Below are 15247 nucleotides of genomic sequence, written 5' to 3' on the forward strand. Positions count from 1 at the left end.
GAACATGAAATTTACCGGGAAGAAGGCACTGGTATTTGGAACGGGACTAAGTGGGATTGCAGCAGCGGATCTGCTAAGTGAAAACCAGATAGAAGTGGCGTTATACGATGAAAAACAGGTAGAAGAGGAGAAACTTCGGGAGAGGCTGAAGCACAAGCTTGTGGAGATCTACACCGGAAAGCTGCCCAAGGAGGTAAAGGACAGGATAGATTCTGTTATTTTAAGTCCGGGAGTACCCTTAGACAGTCCGTTGGTGGAGGAGCTGAGGGCCTCCGGGAAAAACATCCTGGGGGAAGTAGAACTGGCATATCAATTTGCAAAAGGAGATGTGCTGGCGATTACGGGAACCAATGGAAAGACCACTACCACGGCGCTTCTGGGAGAAATCATGAAGGGCTTTCAGAAAGAGGTGTTTGTGGTGGGAAACATAGGAAATCCCTACACCTCTGCAGCGGAACAAATGACGGAAAACTCCGTCACGGTAGCAGAGGTCAGCAGTTTTCAGCTGGAAACCATAAAGACCTTCCGCCCCAGAGTCAGCGCGATCCTGAATGTGACGCCGGATCATCTGAACCGTCATCATACGATGGAGGCATATTGGGCGGCAAAGGCTGCTATTACACGAAATCAAAGGGCGGAGGACACCTGTATTTTAAATTATGAGGATCCCTATACCCGAAACCTGGCGGAAAAAATCCCGGCCAGAGTCGTTTTCTTTTCCAGCCGGAGAGTGCTGGAAGACGGGATCTACCTGAAAGACGGAAAGATTTTTGTGGGGCAGGAAGCCTTTTGCGAGACAGAAGATCTGCAGATACTGGGCACACACAATTATGAGAACGTGATGGCGGCAGTCGGAATGGCGATCGCCTACGGAGTTCCGAAGGAGATGGTGAAAAAAGCGGTACTGGCCTTTGGTGGTGTAGAGCACCGGATCGAATATGTGACAGAAAAGAATAAGGTGGCTTATTATAACGATTCCAAAGGAACCAATCCGGATGCGGCGATCAAGGGGATCCAGGCCATGAACCGGCCTACCGTGCTGATCGGAGGAGGATATGACAAGGATTCCCATTACAAAGAGTGGATCGAAAGCTTTCAGGGGAAGGTAAGAAAGCTGGTGCTGGTGGGAGATACCAAAGAAAAGATTGCAAAAGAAGCGGAAGCGTGTGGATTTTTTGAGTATGTGTTTGCGGATACCTTCCAGGAGGCGGTAGCTCTGGCAGCCGGTCTGGCACAGGAAGGGGATGCGGTTCTGCTGTCGCCGGCCTGTGCAAGCTGGGATATGTTTCCAAACTATGAGGCGAGAGGAGAAACGTTTAAAGAGCTGGTGCGGGCTTTGTAGAAAGGGAAGAGTATGGGACAGATCAAGGAACAAAAGACAAAGAAAAAGAGATACCGCCTGTACGGAGCGTTGGTACTGCTTTTGGGACTGGCTATCATCGTCCTCAGCTTTCTGATCCTCTTCCACACACAGGCGATTGAGGTAGAAGGGAACGAATATTCTTCCAAGGAAGAAATTGTGCAGTTGATAAAGAAAGATAAATATTCTTTTAACACGGTTTATGTGTGGGCAAAGTACATGGCGGGAAGAGGAGAGAAGATTCCCTGCCTGGAAAAAATGGAAGTCAGAATCCGGCGGCCATGGATCCTGCAGGTAAAGGTCAAAGAAAAGCCCATCTACGGATATAGAGAAGGAAAAGAAGGGTATGATTATTTTGACGGGGACGGATATCTCATCCATCAAGACGCAAAGCAGATAGAACAGGTGCCTGTTTTTGAAGGAGTGGCATGGAAAGAAATGAAACTCTATGAAAAGGTCAAAACAGACAAAGATCAGCTTTTTGAAAAAATGCTGCAGGTATCCGGAGAGATGAAGGAACTGGAACTTTATCCACAGAAGATCAAAGGAGAAGATAACCGGATCTCCCTGCTTTTGGGAACGGTCTGGGTGCAGCTGGGATCGTCGGCTACAGCCGAGCAGATCGCGCAAATTCCGCCCATTCTGGAGAAGCTTGGAGACCAGTCGGGAACGCTGCATTTGGAAAACTACGAAAAGAACAGTAAAATTATTACATTTCGTATCGGAGAGCTTCCGGAAGAAGTGAAAAATACAGAATAAAACAAGAAAAATAAAGGATTTCTATTGAAATTTTCAAAAAAAGCCGATATGATAGAGCATATATAGCAATTCAGGAAATGTATTGTTTTATGTATGGGATGTATAATATGAATGAGGAAGATAAAGGAGGACAAACCCTTGCTGGAGATTAAAACAAACGAATCCGAAGCGGCAGCAAAGATCATAGTGGTCGGAGTTGGCGGCGGCGGAAATAACGCAGTAAACCGAATGATTGCCGAACAGATCGTCGGCGTGGAATTTATAGCCATCAATACAGATAAACAGGCACTTCAGCTGTGCAAGGCGCCTACCCTGATGCAGATCGGAGACAAGATCACAAAAGGACTGGGAGCAGGAGCGAGACCGGAGATCGGAGAAAAGGCAGCGGAAGAAAGTGCAGAAGAAGTTGCTGCAGCGTTAAAGGGAGCCGACATGGTGTTTGTGACCTGTGGTATGGGCGGAGGTACCGGTACCGGTGCGACGCCGGTAGTAGCAAGGATCGCAAAGGAGCAGGGAGCCTTGACGGTAGGAGTGGTGACCAAGCCGTTCCGTTTTGAATCCAAGACCCGTATGAACAATGCATTGACCGGTATAGAAAAACTGAAGGAAAGCGTGGATACGCTGATCGTGATCCCAAATGACAAGCTTCTGGAAGTGGTAGACAGAAGAACGACGATGCCGGAGGCTTTGAAGAAGGCAGACGAAGTACTACAGCAGGGTATTCAGGGTATCACAGACCTGATCAATGTACCGTCCCTGATCAATCTGGACTTTGCCGATGTTCAGACTGTTATGACGGACAAGGGTATCGCCCATATCGGTATCGGACAGGGACGCGGCGACGACAAGGCGCTGGAGGCAGTAAAGCAGGCAGTAGCAAGTCCGCTGCTTGAGACGACTATCGCAGGAGCTTCCCATGTGATCATCAATGTATCCGGAGATATTACCCTGATGGATGCTTCCGATGCGGCTGAATATGTACAGGAGCTGGCAGGAGAGGACGCAAATATCATCTTTGGCGCTATGTACGACGACTCCAGAGCAGACGAGGCGACCATTACCGTGATCGCTACCGGGCTGCACAACGTGGGAGGAAGCACCAACAAATTAAAATCCCGTTTGGACAGCACGAGAAATGCAGGAGTGTCTCGTCCTTCAGGAGTCGGACTTTCCGGATATGATAGACAGGCATCTCCCGTTTCCAGAGCCTCTGCAGCAGAGAGACCGGCAGCGCCTGCCAGAACCGGCGGCACCATGCCTACTTTGGAAACGCCAAAGGCACCTTCCAGTAAGGTAAAAGAACAGTCCATTAAGATTCCGGATTTCTTTAAAAAGTCATAGATCATAATACAAAAGGAAAGCCGAATGTGTGTAGTATGCATACATTCGGCTTTATTTGTAAAAGCGACGAGCCAAGGTCCGAAGAAATTCGGACTTTGGCGAGCGCACGCAGGCCCGGAAGAGCAGAGCGATTCTGAGGGATGAAAAAGAGAAGAGGAGGTATGTATATGAAGTTGACATGTATTGGGGCGGCACATGAGGTGACGGGAAGCTGCCATTATCTGGAAGCGTGCGGAAAAAATATCCTGGTCGACTGCGGGATGGAACAGGGACCGGACATTTACGAAAACCAGTCGCTTCCCATAGAATCAAAAGATATTGATTACATTCTTTTGACCCATGCACATATTGATCACTCCGGTTTGATTCCCCTGCAATGCAAGCAGGGATTTCAGGGAGAAGTCGTTACAACCTTTGCTACGGCAGATCTGTGCAGGATCATGCTGAAGGACAGCGCGCACATCCAGGAATTTGAAGCCGGCTGGAGGAACCGGAAAGCGAAAAGAAGCGGAGGAGAACATTTTGAACCTCTTTATACCATGACGGATGCGATGGCGGCCATCGACTGTCTGTCTCCCTGTGAGTATGGGGACAGGATCCGCCTTTGTGAGGGAATCGAGATCCGCTTTCAGGATATGGGTCATCTGCTGGGATCTTCCTGTATCGAGGTGTGGATCACGGAGGAAGAGGTGACCAAAAAGATCGTTTTTTCGGGAGATGTCGGAAACAAAAATCAGCCGATCATTAAGGATCCCACAAAGGTGGCAGAGGCAGATTATGTGGTGATAGAATCCACCTACGGTAATCGTCTGCACGGGGAAGACCGGCCGGATTACGTAGAAGAATTTGCCAGGATTTTGCGGGAAACCTTTGCGAAAAAGGGGAATGTGGTCATTCCTTCTTTTGCAGTGGGCAGGACGCAGGAGATCCTGTATTTTATCCGGGAGATCAAAAACAGAGGGATGGTTCCGGAACTTCCGGACTTTGAGGTGTTCGTAGACAGTCCTCTGGCAGTGGAAGCAACGAATGTGTTTCATAAGAATGTAAAATCCTGCTTCGATACGGAAGCCTTGCAGCTGGTGGAAGCAGGGATCAATCCATTGACATTTCCGGGGCTGAAATTGTCGGTGACTACGGAGGACTCTATTGCCATTAACAACGACAGAAGACCCAAGGTGATTCTGTCTGCCTCCGGGATGTGCGAGGCAGGAAGGATCCGTCATCATCTGAAGCATAATCTTTGGAGAGAGGAATGTACCGTCTGCTTTGTGGGATACCAGGCGGCAGAAACCCTGGGCAGGAGACTGTTAGAAGGGATCAAGGAGGTAAAGCTGTTTGGAGAGCCTGTCATGGTACGGGCCAGGATCGAATCCCTGAAGGGGATCAGCGGACATGCAGACAAAGAGGGGCTGCTGGACTGGCTGTCCGGCTTTCAGACGGAAGTTCAAAGAGTCATTGTGGTTCATGGAGAAGACACCGTAACAGAAGAATTTGCACAGGCTGTGGAGGAAACTTTCGGGTATCCCACCTATGCACCTTACTCCGGAGGAAGTCTGGATCTGAGGACCAATGAGATTGTAAGAGAAGGCAGTATGCTGCGGAAACAAAAGGAAAAGCCGGCCGGATTAAAGGCGAAGGCTGCCTGGGAAAGAGTGATACGGGCGGCAGGACGCCTGTTGGAGGTGGCGACAGAATCCAGAGGAATGGCCAATAAGGATCTGGCAAAAATGGAAACGGAAATTTCCAACCTGATCCAGAAATGGGAGAAAAAGGGAGAATCCTGATGAGGAACAGGCGATACGCTGCAGGAGAGGATGCGGATCCGGGCAATACAGAAGGGTATCTGTCTGCAGCCATACAAAATCACAGGGATCTGTTTCCTTGATTTTTTCACGGTTCCGTACTATGATACCAAAGTGGAGGTGACGGACTTGAAAAAATTATGTATCTTTGATCTGGATGGAACTCTGGCAAACACCTTGGATTCTCTGGCCTATTCGGTAGAGGAGACCCTAAAGGCGATGGAGCTTCCCGCCATTACGAGAGAGCAGTGCCGGGAATTTGTGGGAAATGGAGCAAAGAAGCTGCTGGAGCTTGCGTTGGAAGCCTCCCGGGAAGGAGCGTCCAAAAGGCTTCCGGAGGCGATGCAAATATATGAAGAAATTTTTGATGAGAATTGCGACTATCATGCAGAAGTGTATGAGGGAATGATGGACGTGGTGCAGACGCTGCACAGACAGGGGATCCGACTGGCGGTTCTGACCAATAAACCGGACAGGCAGGCAAAAAAAGTCATGAAAAAATTGTTTCCGGAAGGACTGTTCCAAAAAGTATGGGGACAGAAGGCGACGGTGGAAAGAAAGCCAAGCCCTGAGGGGATCAGCCTGCTGCTGGAGCACTTTGGCGTAGAGAAGGAGGCGTGTCTGTATATCGGAGACTCTGAAGTGGATATCCATACCGGAAGAAACGCACAGGTGGAGACGCTTACGGCAACGTGGGGATTCAGAAGCCGGCAGGAACTGGAAAAATGCGGGGCGATCACCCTGATAGATCAGCCAAAAGATATCTTACAATTTACAGGTGGAGGAATGGAACATGTATCAATATGATGAAGAATGCATAGCAGTATTTTTGAGAGACCAGGGACAGTTGTTTGACGAGCCGGTAGCGGAAACACCGGAGGAGGCGGAGACTTTCCTGGAGGACTGTATGGCTCTGATCGCAGGGAACATTCAGGAGGTTCGGGAGATCCTGTCGGAAGAGGGCATGGACGTAGACGGGATGACGAATGAAGAACTGGAAGAGGCAGCGGAGATTTTCCCCTTATCGGGAGGCCGCTACTTGATCGTGGAAGGATAATAGGAAAGACAGATGTGGATCATTGCAGGATTGGGAAATCCGGGAGAAAAATACGACGGAACGCGTCATAATGCAGGGTTTGAGGTGATAGAAAAACTGGCGGAGGCACATCAGATTTCCGTGACGGAAAGGGAAGGCAGGGCGTTTGTAGGAAAGGGCCGGATCGCAGGGCAGAGAGTTCTGCTGGTAAAACCGCAGACCTTCATGAACCTGAGCGGGGAAAGCATCCGAAAACTCAAAGATTACTATAAGGTGGAAGAAGAACAGGTGTTGATCATTTACGACGACGTCAGTCTGGAACCGGGAAAGATCCGGATCCGGAAAAAAGGAAGTGCAGGCGGTCATAACGGGATCAAAAGCATCATTGCACATCTTGGCACGCAGACCTTCCCCCGGGTAAAGGTGGGGGTGGGGAAAAAGCCGCCGGCCTATGATCTGGCAGACTATGTGCTGGGAAGGTTTTCCCGACAGGAAAAAGAGAAAATGTGTGAGGGATATGAAGCAGCGGCGGCAGCGACAGAAAAGATCGTAGCAGGAGAGATGGAGTCGGCTATGAATCTGTTCAACAGAAAAGGAAAAGCAGAAGAGGTATCCGAATGAAAGCGTTGACGGAACCTTTGGCAGAACTGACACAGCTAGAGGAAGTCTGGCAGCAGACAAAAAAGAAGCCGGGAATGCTGTATGTTTCCGGTTGTGTCCGGTCACAGAAAACACATATGATGTATAAAATGGGCGATGGCTTTCTCTATAAAGTCATCGCTTGTTCCGGTGAGGACAGAGCAAAAGAGATCTATGAAGAATACCGGTCGCTGGACAGGGAGGTCTATCTGTATCCGGCAAAGGATTTTCTGTTTCACCATGCAGATGTCAGAAGCAAAGAACTGACCAGGGAAAGGATGGAGGTTCTGCAAAAATTAGGGAACAGGGAGGGCATGACGGTGATCCTGACCTTTGACGGGTTTATGGACGGCCTGGCTCCCCTGGAAGAGATGAAGCAGCAGGTGATCCGGATCAGAGAAGGGGAAAGCCTCCTTTTGGAAGAGGTAGAAACCAGACTGTCAGGGCTTGGCTATGAACGTGCCGCCCAGGTGGATACGCTGGGACAGTTTGCGATCCGGGGAGGGATCCTGGATGTATTTCCTCTGACTATGGCAGACCCCGTCCGGATAGAGCTGTGGGGGGACGAGGTGGATTGCATCCGTACCTTTGATACGGAAAGCCAGCGTTCTCTGGAACGTTTGAAGGAAGCCGAGATCGGATCTGCCACGGAAACACCGGATAAAGACTATAAAAAAGTTTCTTTTTTACAATATTTTTCTCCGGAAGAAACCTGTTTGTTTCTGGATGATCCCATCCGCCTGTTGGAAAAAGGAGAACTGATCCAGCAGGAGTTTTTGGAAGCTGCAAAAAGGCGGAAAGAAGCAGGAGTCGAGATGGAAGAAGAGCTGCTGCTATATGGAGCAAACGAAGTGGTCCGGCAGATGAACCGGTTTTCCATGGTGGGCTTTGCGGCGTTGGAGAGACGGTGCAAGGGCTTTCACAGAAAGGAAAGCTGCAGTCTCCAGGCTGTGGGAGTTACGTCCTACAACGGAAGCTTTGACGCCCTTACCAGAGACCTGAAAAGATGGAAGCGGGAAGGATACAGAAGTATCCTCTTTTCCGTATCCAGGACCAGGGCGAAGCGTCTGGCAGAGGATCTGAGGGATTGTCAGATCAACAGCTTTTATACAGAGGATATCGAAAGAAACGTAAATCCGGGAGAACTGATGGTTACCTGTGGGTATGTGGCGTCCGGTTATGAATATCCCAAGATCCGTCTTGCCGTGGTGACGGAGTCGGATATCTTCGGGAAGAAGCAAAAGCGCAAGCAAAAGAAACAGGAGGGAAAGCCCCGGTTAAACTTTTTGGATCTGCACGTGGGGGATTATGTGGTTCATGAAAATCATGGGCTTGGGATCTACCGGGGGATCGAAAAGATAGAGGTGGAAAAAATTTCCAGGGACTACTTGAAGATTGCCTACGCGCAGGGCGGCAACCTCTATATTCCCGTGACGCAGCTAGATCTGCTTCAGAAATATGCCGGTGCGGACGCCAAGACGCCGAAGCTGAATACACTGGGAACGAGGGAATGGGAAAAGACGAAGACCAGGGTAAAGGGCGCGGTGGCGGAGATCGCAAAAGAACTGGTGCAGCTGTACGCACAGAGGCAGCAGGAGGAAGGCTTCGTTTACGGGGAGGACACCGTCTGGCAAAAAGAGTTTGAAGAATTGTTTCCCTATGAGGAAACTCAGGATCAGCTGGCGGCCATTCAGGCAGTGAAAGAAGATATGCAAAGCAGGAAGATCATGGACCGGTTGATCTGCGGCGACGTGGGGTACGGAAAGACGGAGATCGCCATTCGGGCAGCCTTTAAAGCCGTACAGGAAAATCGGCAGGTGGTCTACCTGGTGCCTACCACCATCCTGGCGCAGCAGCATTATAACAACTTTGTCCAGCGGATGAAAAATTTTCCGGTAAGGGTGGATCTGATGTGCCGGTTCAGAACCCCTGCCCAGCAGAAAAAGACGGCGGAAGACGTGAAAAAAGGCCTGGTAGACATTGTAGTGGGGACCCACCGGGTACTGAGCGACGATATGACGTTTAAAAATCTGGGTCTGATGATCGTGGATGAAGAACAGAGATTTGGAGTACGGCACAAGGAAAAGATCAAACAGATGAAGAAAAATGTGGATGTCCTAACACTGACGGCCACCCCCATTCCCAGAACCCTTCACATGAGCCTGATCGGGATCCGGGATATGAGCGTGCTGGAAGAAGCCCCGGGAGAACGTCTGCCCATCCAGACCTATGTGATGGAATACAACGAAGAGTTGATTCGGGAGGCAGTGGAGAGAGAGTGCCAGAGAAACGGGCAGGTCTATTATGTATATAACCGGATCGAACAGATCGCATCTGTGGCTGCCAGGATCCAGAAGCTGGCGCCGGACGTTCGTGTGGCTTACGCCCACGGAAGGATGCCGGAGCATAAGCTGGAAAAGATCATGTACAGCTTCGTCAACCGGGAAATCGATGTTCTGGTATCTACCACCATTATCGAGACAGGACTGGACATCCCCAACGTAAATACCATGATCATCCACGACGCCGATCAGCTGGGGCTTTCTCAGCTTTACCAGTTGCGGGGAAGGGTAGGAAGGTCCAGCCGCATGGCGTATGCCTTTCTTCTGTACCGGAGAGACAAGCTGTTAAAAGAGGTGGCGGAGAAACGCCTGGCAGCCATCCGGGAATTTACGCAGCTGGGGGCCGGGTTCAAGATCGCCATGCGGGATCTGGAGATCCGTGGAGCAGGCAACCTTTTGGGAGCTGCCCAGCATGGTCATATGGAGGCGGTGGGATACGATCTGTATTGTAAGATGCTGAACCTGGCAGTGCAGGAGCAAAAGGGAACGGGAGAAGCAGAGACGTTCCAGGTAACGCTGGATGTGGCCGTAGACGCTTATATTCCGGATACCTATGTAGAGGATACAGGGCAGAAGCTGGAGCTTTATAAAAGGATCGCATCCATTGAGAATACAGAAGAAAAAGAGGAAATGATCGATGAGCTGGCAGATCGCTACGGTGATCTTCCCAAAAAGGTGGAAACGCTCCTGGAGGTGGCAGTTTTAAAGGGGATGGCAAAGGAAGTCTATGTAACCGCCATTGAACAAAAGGGAGACGCCTACCACTTTCTCCTGTATCAGAAGGCGCGGTTCCAGGTGGAGAAAATACCGGAATTTTTGGAAACCTTTCGGGGAGATCTGCAGTTCAAGACAGATGGGAAGGGAAGCCGTCTGATCTATCGAAGAAGGAACCGGGCGGCAGAAGAAGAGCAGCCGGTAGAAATATTGAAAAAAGTGTTAAATGAGATGAAAGGATTGCTTGAAGCTTAGAAAAAAGCTATACTGATACCATACTGTTTTTACAGGCAGAACAGACCCGGCAGGGATCAAATAACATCAGGGGGAAAACCAATGAAAAGAAGAATCGGGGGCATCCTTCTGGCAGGAGCGTTATTTTGCGCTTCCCTGACAGGATGCGGCATGAAAGAAAACGAAGTGGTAGTAACGGTCAACGACACTAAGGTGACGGCGGATGTGGCAAATTTTTATGTCAGATATGTCCAGGCACAGTACGAGGCTTATTATGGCGCTTATCTGGGAGACCAGCTTTGGACTACCAAGGCAGAAAAGGGAAAGACCTACGAAGAAACGGTAAAGGCTTCTGTGTTGAAAGAACTGGAGACGATGGTACTTTTAGAGGAGCATGCAAAAGAATACGGCGTAGAGCTGACCGATGCGGAAAAACAGGTGATCAAAGCGCAGGTAAAAAAATTTGACAAGGCAAATGGGGCCAAAGAAAAAAAGAAGGTATCCGGCAGCAAGAAGACGGTGGAGAGGGTGCTGACGATGCTGGCTCTGCAAAACAAGATGGCAGAGGCGATCCAGAAAGAGGCGGATATCAACGTATCCGATGAGGAAGCGGCACAGAAAAAAATGGAATATGTAAAGTTTTCCTACCAGACCACCGATGGCTCCGGAAAAGTAAAAAATCTGTCGGAGGAAGAAAAGCAGACTGTCAAGAAATCGGCGGAAGCCTTTGCAGCAGGGCTCCCGCAGGATACGACGGATTTTGATCTGCAGGCATACGCGGCGGAAAACGGATATGAAACGGTGCCGCTGACGTTTGACAAGACGGGAGAACAGCCGACCAAGGAAGTGGTAGAGGCGGCAGATCAGCTTCCGGAGGGAGGAATCACTTCTCTGATAGAAACAGAGGGAGGCCTTTATGTGGCAAAGGTCACCAGCCTGTTTGACCAGGAGGCGACCAATACGAAAAAGGGAGCCATTGTAGAAGAAAGAAAAAACGAACTTTATCAATCTAAAATCGAAGAGTGGACAAAGGCTGCCAAGATCAAAGAAAACAAAAAGGTATGGAAGAAGATCAAGCTAAGCAAGATGAGCGTAAAGATGAAGACGGAAGGACAGAAGGATTCGCAGACAACAGAATCCCAGGAGAAATAGACGGTAGATCATATGAACATCAATGAGATTGCAAAATTGGCAGGAGTGTCCAGGGCGACGGTATCCAGATATCTCAATCAAGGATACATCAGCGAGGAAAAGCGAGAGAGGGTGCAAAAGGTGATCCGGGAAACCGGGTATACTCCCTCCTCCCACGCCCAGGTACTGCGTACCAAGAAAACAAAGCTGGTGGGGGTGATCATTCCGAAGATCAATTCAGACAGTATCGCAAGAATGGTTTCCGGTATCAGCAGAACCCTTTCAGAAAAGGGCTATCGGCTGCTGTTGGCAGTGACGGAAAATGATGAAAAAAAAGAACTGAATTATCTGCAGGTATTTCAGGAAAATCAGGTGGACGGGATCATTCTTTTGGGAACCATCTTCACCGGAGCGCATAAGAAGCTGATGAAAGCATCCAAGGTACCGGTGGTGGTACTGGCGCAGAAACTGTCTTCTCATAGCTGCGTCTATCAGGATGAGGAAGGTGCGGCGCACGACCTCACCGCCCTGGGAATCCGGCAGGGCGGTAGACAATGGGGCTATATCGGAGTGGATATCCAGGATGAGGCAGTAGGGACCCGGAGAAAAAAGGGGTTTTTAGAGGCGCTGAAAGAGGCGGGGCTTGTCTGCGGGGACAGACTGCAGAAGACGGGGCCGTTTCGGATGGAAACCGGTTATGAGGGAGCAAGAGACATCCTGAAAGCAGGACAGGTGGACGCATTGTTTTGCGCTACGGATACCATAGCGGTAGGGGCTATGAAGTATCTGAAAGAGGCGGGAAAGCGTATCCCGCAGGACGTCAGGGTGGTAGGATTCGGGTATTCAGAAATCAGCCGGCTGCTTACTCCCAGACTTACGACGGTAGAATTTCACTACGAAGAAAGCGGAAGCCGGGCGGCAGAACTCCTGATAGAGGCGATAGAGGAGGAAATGCCGAAGATCGTCCAAAAGAAGATGGGGTATCGTATCATTCAGGCGGAAACCACCTGATCCTTTCCGAGCAGGGATGAAAAGGCAACAGCAGACTTTGTCGGAGAAGGAAACAGAAACAGAGAGAAAAGAAAAAAGAAAGAAACAGCACAGACAAGGGTGCTGACAGAAACGGCGGTGTAATCTCAGGAAAGGAGACGGCACCGTCGTTTGCTTTGCAGCATCTGATGGGATGGAGAGATCCGGCAGTTTGAAACGGAAACAGGAAGGAGGGGGAACGACAGAACAGAAAGAGAAAGGACGGATTGTTTTGGAAAAAATACACAAAAAAGAAAGACAGAAATTGGCACTATTGCGGATTTACAAACGGTGGGAAACTCCGTATGATAAAGACAAATGTGAAATCGTTCTCACATATAGGCGTTCATAGGAGCAAACGATGTGATTCGGAAGGGAAAGGGTGGAAGAAGTATGGATTATAAGAAGACGGCACAGCAGGTGTACAAGCTGATCGGAGGGAAGGAGAATCTGGTTTCAGGCGCACATTGTGCCACGAGGCTGCGGCTTGTCATCGTGGACAATGACAAGTGTGACAAGGATGCCATAGAAAATCTGGAAGGAGTTAAGGGTGTTTTCTTTGCATCCGGGCAACTGCAGGTGATCTTTGGAACGGGAGTAGTCAATAAGGTATATGCAGAATTTGCCCAACTGGCGGATCTGGGAGAAGTGACCAAGGAAGAGGTCAAGAAGGCGGCGGCCAAAAATCAGAATCCTCTGCAGAGAGCCGTCAAGGCATTGGGAGATATTTTCGTTCCCATCATTCCGGCTATTGTGGCCAGCGGACTTTTGATGGGACTGCTGGAAGGGCTGGCAAAGGTATTTCCGGCCATGACAGAGTCCGGAACCTATACCATCATCCATCTGTTCAGCAATGCGGCGTTTGTATTTCTGCCGATCCTGATCGCTGTCAGCGCAGCCAGAGCCTTTGGAGGCAATATCTATCTGGGAGCCGTTATCGGGATGATCATGATCCATCCGGATCTGATGAACGCTTGGGTAGCTGTTTCGGAAAAAACCCTTCCCTCTGCAGAGGCCTGGTTCGGACTGTATGACATCCATCTGGTAGGATACCAGGGACATGTGATCCCGGTGGTGATCGCCGTATGGTTCATGTGCTTTTTGGAAAAGAGGCTGCATAAGATCGTTCCGGAAATGTTTGATCTCTTTGTAACCCCGCTGGTAACGGTTCTGGTAACAGGATACTGCACCCTGACGATTTTCGGACCGGTGTTTTCTGTACTGGAAAACGGAGTGCTTTCTGCGATCCAACAGTTGATCACATTACCCTACGGGATCGGAGGACTGATCTGCGGAGCCGTTTATGCCATTACGGTAGTGGCAGGCGTGCACCATATGTATAATGCGCTGGAAGCGGGGCTTCTTAGCGCAACGGGATTTAATATCTGGATGCCCATCGCTACGGCAGCGAATGTGGCGCAGGGAGGAGCCGCTTTGGCTTTGGCATTAAAGACGAAAAATAAAAAGACAAAAGCAATGGCGCTTCCGGCATCTCTGTCTGCCTTTTTGGGGATTACGGAGCCGGCTATCTTTGGAGTCAATCTCCGGTTTATGAAACCATTTGTTGCAGGCTGTATCGGAGGAGGCGTAGGCGCTCTGTTTGCATCCATGATGCGTGTAAAAGCCACTTCTTATGGAATCACCGGAATTTTCGGAGTACTGATCACCACAGACTTTCTGGTGGCGTATCTGCTGACGATGCTGATCGCAGCAGGCGTATCCTTCCTCCTTTCCTGGGTCCTCTATAAAGAAGTGCCGGAGGGCCAGGAAAGCGGCAAGGAAAACACAAAAGAAACGAAAGAGGAACCGGAAACACAGAAAGCAGGAATAGAAGAAGCAGAGGCAGTGGAGGAAGAGAACGCAGGATTGCCGGAGACAGATACGGCGGAAATCCTGGGAAGTCCTTTGAAGGGACAGGCGATTCCCTTGAGCGAAGTGCCGGATGAAACGTTTGCCTCCGGTGTACTGGGACAGGGAGCAGCGGTGATCCCCACGGAAGGAAAGGTGGTGGCGCCCTGTGACGGAGAGGTTGCAACCGTATTTGACACCAGACACGCCATCGGACTTGTCAGCGATAAGGGAGCAGAGATTCTGATCCATGTGGGCATCAATACAGTGGATCTGAAAGGAGAACCTTTTACCGTACATGTAAAGGATGGGGATCGGATCAAAAAAGGGGATCTTCTTCTGGAATTTGATATGGATGCCATCAGGGAAAAGGGACTGTCTCTGGCAACGCCGGTCATTCTTACCAATGGGGACAGCTACGGACAGATCTGCCTGAAAAAGGAAGGGACCATAGAGTATGGAGAAGATTTTATCGAAGGAAGATAACTGGAGACTGGGATTTCATCTGATGCCTCCCGTAGGCTGGATGAACGACCCCAACGGGCTTTGCTGGTATCAGGGAGAGTATCATGTGTTTTTTCAGTACTGTCCGGAAAGTGCAAACAATGGGCTTAGCAGATGGGGACATTATGTCAGCCGGGATCTTTTGAACTGGCAGTTTCTGGGAATCGGGGTAGAGGCGGACACGCCCTGGGAAACGGATGGGGCGTATTCCGGCTGTGCCTTTGTGGAGCAGGATGTGATGCATTTGTTTTATACGGGAAACGTAAAGCAGCCGGGAGATTTTGATTACATTCTGAGAGGACGTGAAGCAAACACCATTCACGCTGTTTCCAGGGACGGACGCAGCGTTGAGGGAAAAGAGTGCGTCATGCGTAATGCGGACTACGGAAGCAGGTACAGCTGCCATGTAAGAGATCCCAAGGTCTGGAAGGAAGCGGATACTTACTATATGGTGCAGGGAGGACGGACCAAAGAAGGAACGGGAGAGGTGCTATTGTTTTCTTCCAAG

The 15247-nt window shown here is 49.9% G+C and carries 12 protein-coding genes; all 12 read left to right on the plus strand.

The window, feature by feature from the left end; all coding sequences use genetic code 11:
• Window positions 1-4 precede the first annotated feature (4 nt).
• Window positions 5-1342, plus strand: a complete 1338-nt coding sequence (gene murD / locus SOW26_RS03265) for a UDP-N-acetylmuramoyl-L-alanine--D-glutamate ligase (protein ID WP_276958697.1) — start codon at window positions 5-7, stop codon at window positions 1340-1342.
• Window positions 1343-1354: 12 nt separating this feature from the next.
• Window positions 1355-2119: a cell division protein FtsQ/DivIB gene (locus SOW26_RS03270; protein ID WP_276958698.1), complete on the plus strand. Its 765-nt coding sequence runs from the start codon at window positions 1355-1357 to the stop codon at window positions 2117-2119.
• Between the two features lie 138 nt (window positions 2120-2257).
• Window positions 2258-3460 (plus strand): cell division protein FtsZ, encoded by a 1203-nt coding sequence (ftsZ, locus tag SOW26_RS03275; protein WP_154478210.1) that lies wholly within the window; start codon window positions 2258-2260, stop codon window positions 3458-3460.
• A gap of 167 nt (window positions 3461-3627) precedes the next feature.
• Window positions 3628-5244, plus strand: a complete 1617-nt coding sequence (locus tag SOW26_RS03280; protein ID WP_276958700.1) for an MBL fold metallo-hydrolase RNA specificity domain-containing protein — start codon at window positions 3628-3630, stop codon at window positions 5242-5244.
• Between the two features lie 138 nt (window positions 5245-5382).
• Window positions 5383-6069, plus strand: a complete 687-nt coding sequence (locus tag SOW26_RS03285; RefSeq protein WP_320651886.1) for an HAD family hydrolase — start codon at window positions 5383-5385, stop codon at window positions 6067-6069.
• Entirely contained in the window at window positions 6056-6319 is a 264-nt protein-coding gene (locus SOW26_RS03290) for a glyoxalase (RefSeq protein WP_154478214.1), read from the plus strand. Before SOW26_RS03285 ends, SOW26_RS03290 begins: the two co-directional genes overlap by 14 nt.
• Before the next feature lie 12 nt (window positions 6320-6331).
• A complete protein-coding gene (gene pth, locus SOW26_RS03295) occupies window positions 6332-6919 on the plus strand; it encodes an aminoacyl-tRNA hydrolase (protein ID WP_276958702.1) in 588 nt (195 codons plus the stop codon).
• Entirely contained in the window at window positions 6916-10248 is a 3333-nt protein-coding gene (gene mfd / locus SOW26_RS03300; RefSeq protein ID WP_320651884.1) for a transcription-repair coupling factor, read from the plus strand. The genes pth and mfd overlap by 4 nt, the downstream gene beginning before the upstream one ends.
• 81 nt (window positions 10249-10329) lie before the next feature.
• The gene (locus SOW26_RS03305) at window positions 10330-11379 is read left to right on the plus strand and encodes a peptidyl-prolyl cis-trans isomerase (RefSeq protein ID WP_276958704.1); all 1050 of its coding nucleotides are present in this window, start codon (window positions 10330-10332) and stop codon (window positions 11377-11379) included.
• A 12-nt stretch (window positions 11380-11391) separates the two neighbouring features.
• Complete coding sequence (locus SOW26_RS03310; RefSeq protein ID WP_154478222.1) at window positions 11392-12369, plus strand: LacI family DNA-binding transcriptional regulator; 978 nt, start codon at window positions 11392-11394, stop codon at window positions 12367-12369.
• A 411-nt stretch (window positions 12370-12780) separates the two neighbouring features.
• On the plus strand, window positions 12781-14721 hold the full coding sequence (locus SOW26_RS03315) for a PTS sucrose transporter subunit IIABC (protein WP_276958705.1): 1941 nt from the start codon (window positions 12781-12783) through the stop codon (window positions 14719-14721).
• Window positions 14693-15247: glycoside hydrolase family protein (locus tag SOW26_RS03320; protein ID WP_472911600.1), on the plus strand; the 555-nt coding region annotated here is incomplete at its 3' end. The genes SOW26_RS03315 and SOW26_RS03320, both read left to right, overlap by 29 nt.

The organism is Suipraeoptans intestinalis, from assembly GCF_034091795.1.
GTDB classification, from domain to species: domain Bacteria; phylum Bacillota; class Clostridia; order Lachnospirales; family Lachnospiraceae; genus Suipraeoptans; species Suipraeoptans intestinalis.

Coding starts and splice junctions, on each gene's coding strand:
- SOW26_RS03310 (WP_154478222.1), top strand. CDS start 11,392: ATGAACATCAATGAGATTGCAAAATTGGCAGGAGTGTCCAGGGCGACG.
- SOW26_RS03270 (WP_276958698.1), top strand. CDS start 1,355: ATGGGACAGATCAAGGAACAAAAGACAAAGAAAAAGAGATACCGCCTG.
- pth (WP_276958702.1), top strand. CDS start 6,332: ATGTGGATCATTGCAGGATTGGGAAATCCGGGAGAAAAATACGACGGA.
- SOW26_RS03305 (WP_276958704.1), top strand. CDS start 10,330: ATGAAAAGAAGAATCGGGGGCATCCTTCTGGCAGGAGCGTTATTTTGC.
- SOW26_RS03280 (WP_276958700.1), top strand. CDS start 3,628: ATGAAGTTGACATGTATTGGGGCGGCACATGAGGTGACGGGAAGCTGC.
- SOW26_RS03315 (WP_276958705.1), top strand. CDS start 12,781: ATGGATTATAAGAAGACGGCACAGCAGGTGTACAAGCTGATCGGAGGG.
- mfd (WP_320651884.1), top strand. CDS start 6,916: ATGAAAGCGTTGACGGAACCTTTGGCAGAACTGACACAGCTAGAGGAA.
- SOW26_RS03290 (WP_154478214.1), top strand. CDS start 6,056: ATGTATCAATATGATGAAGAATGCATAGCAGTATTTTTGAGAGACCAG.
- murD (WP_276958697.1), top strand. CDS start 5: ATGAAATTTACCGGGAAGAAGGCACTGGTATTTGGAACGGGACTAAGT.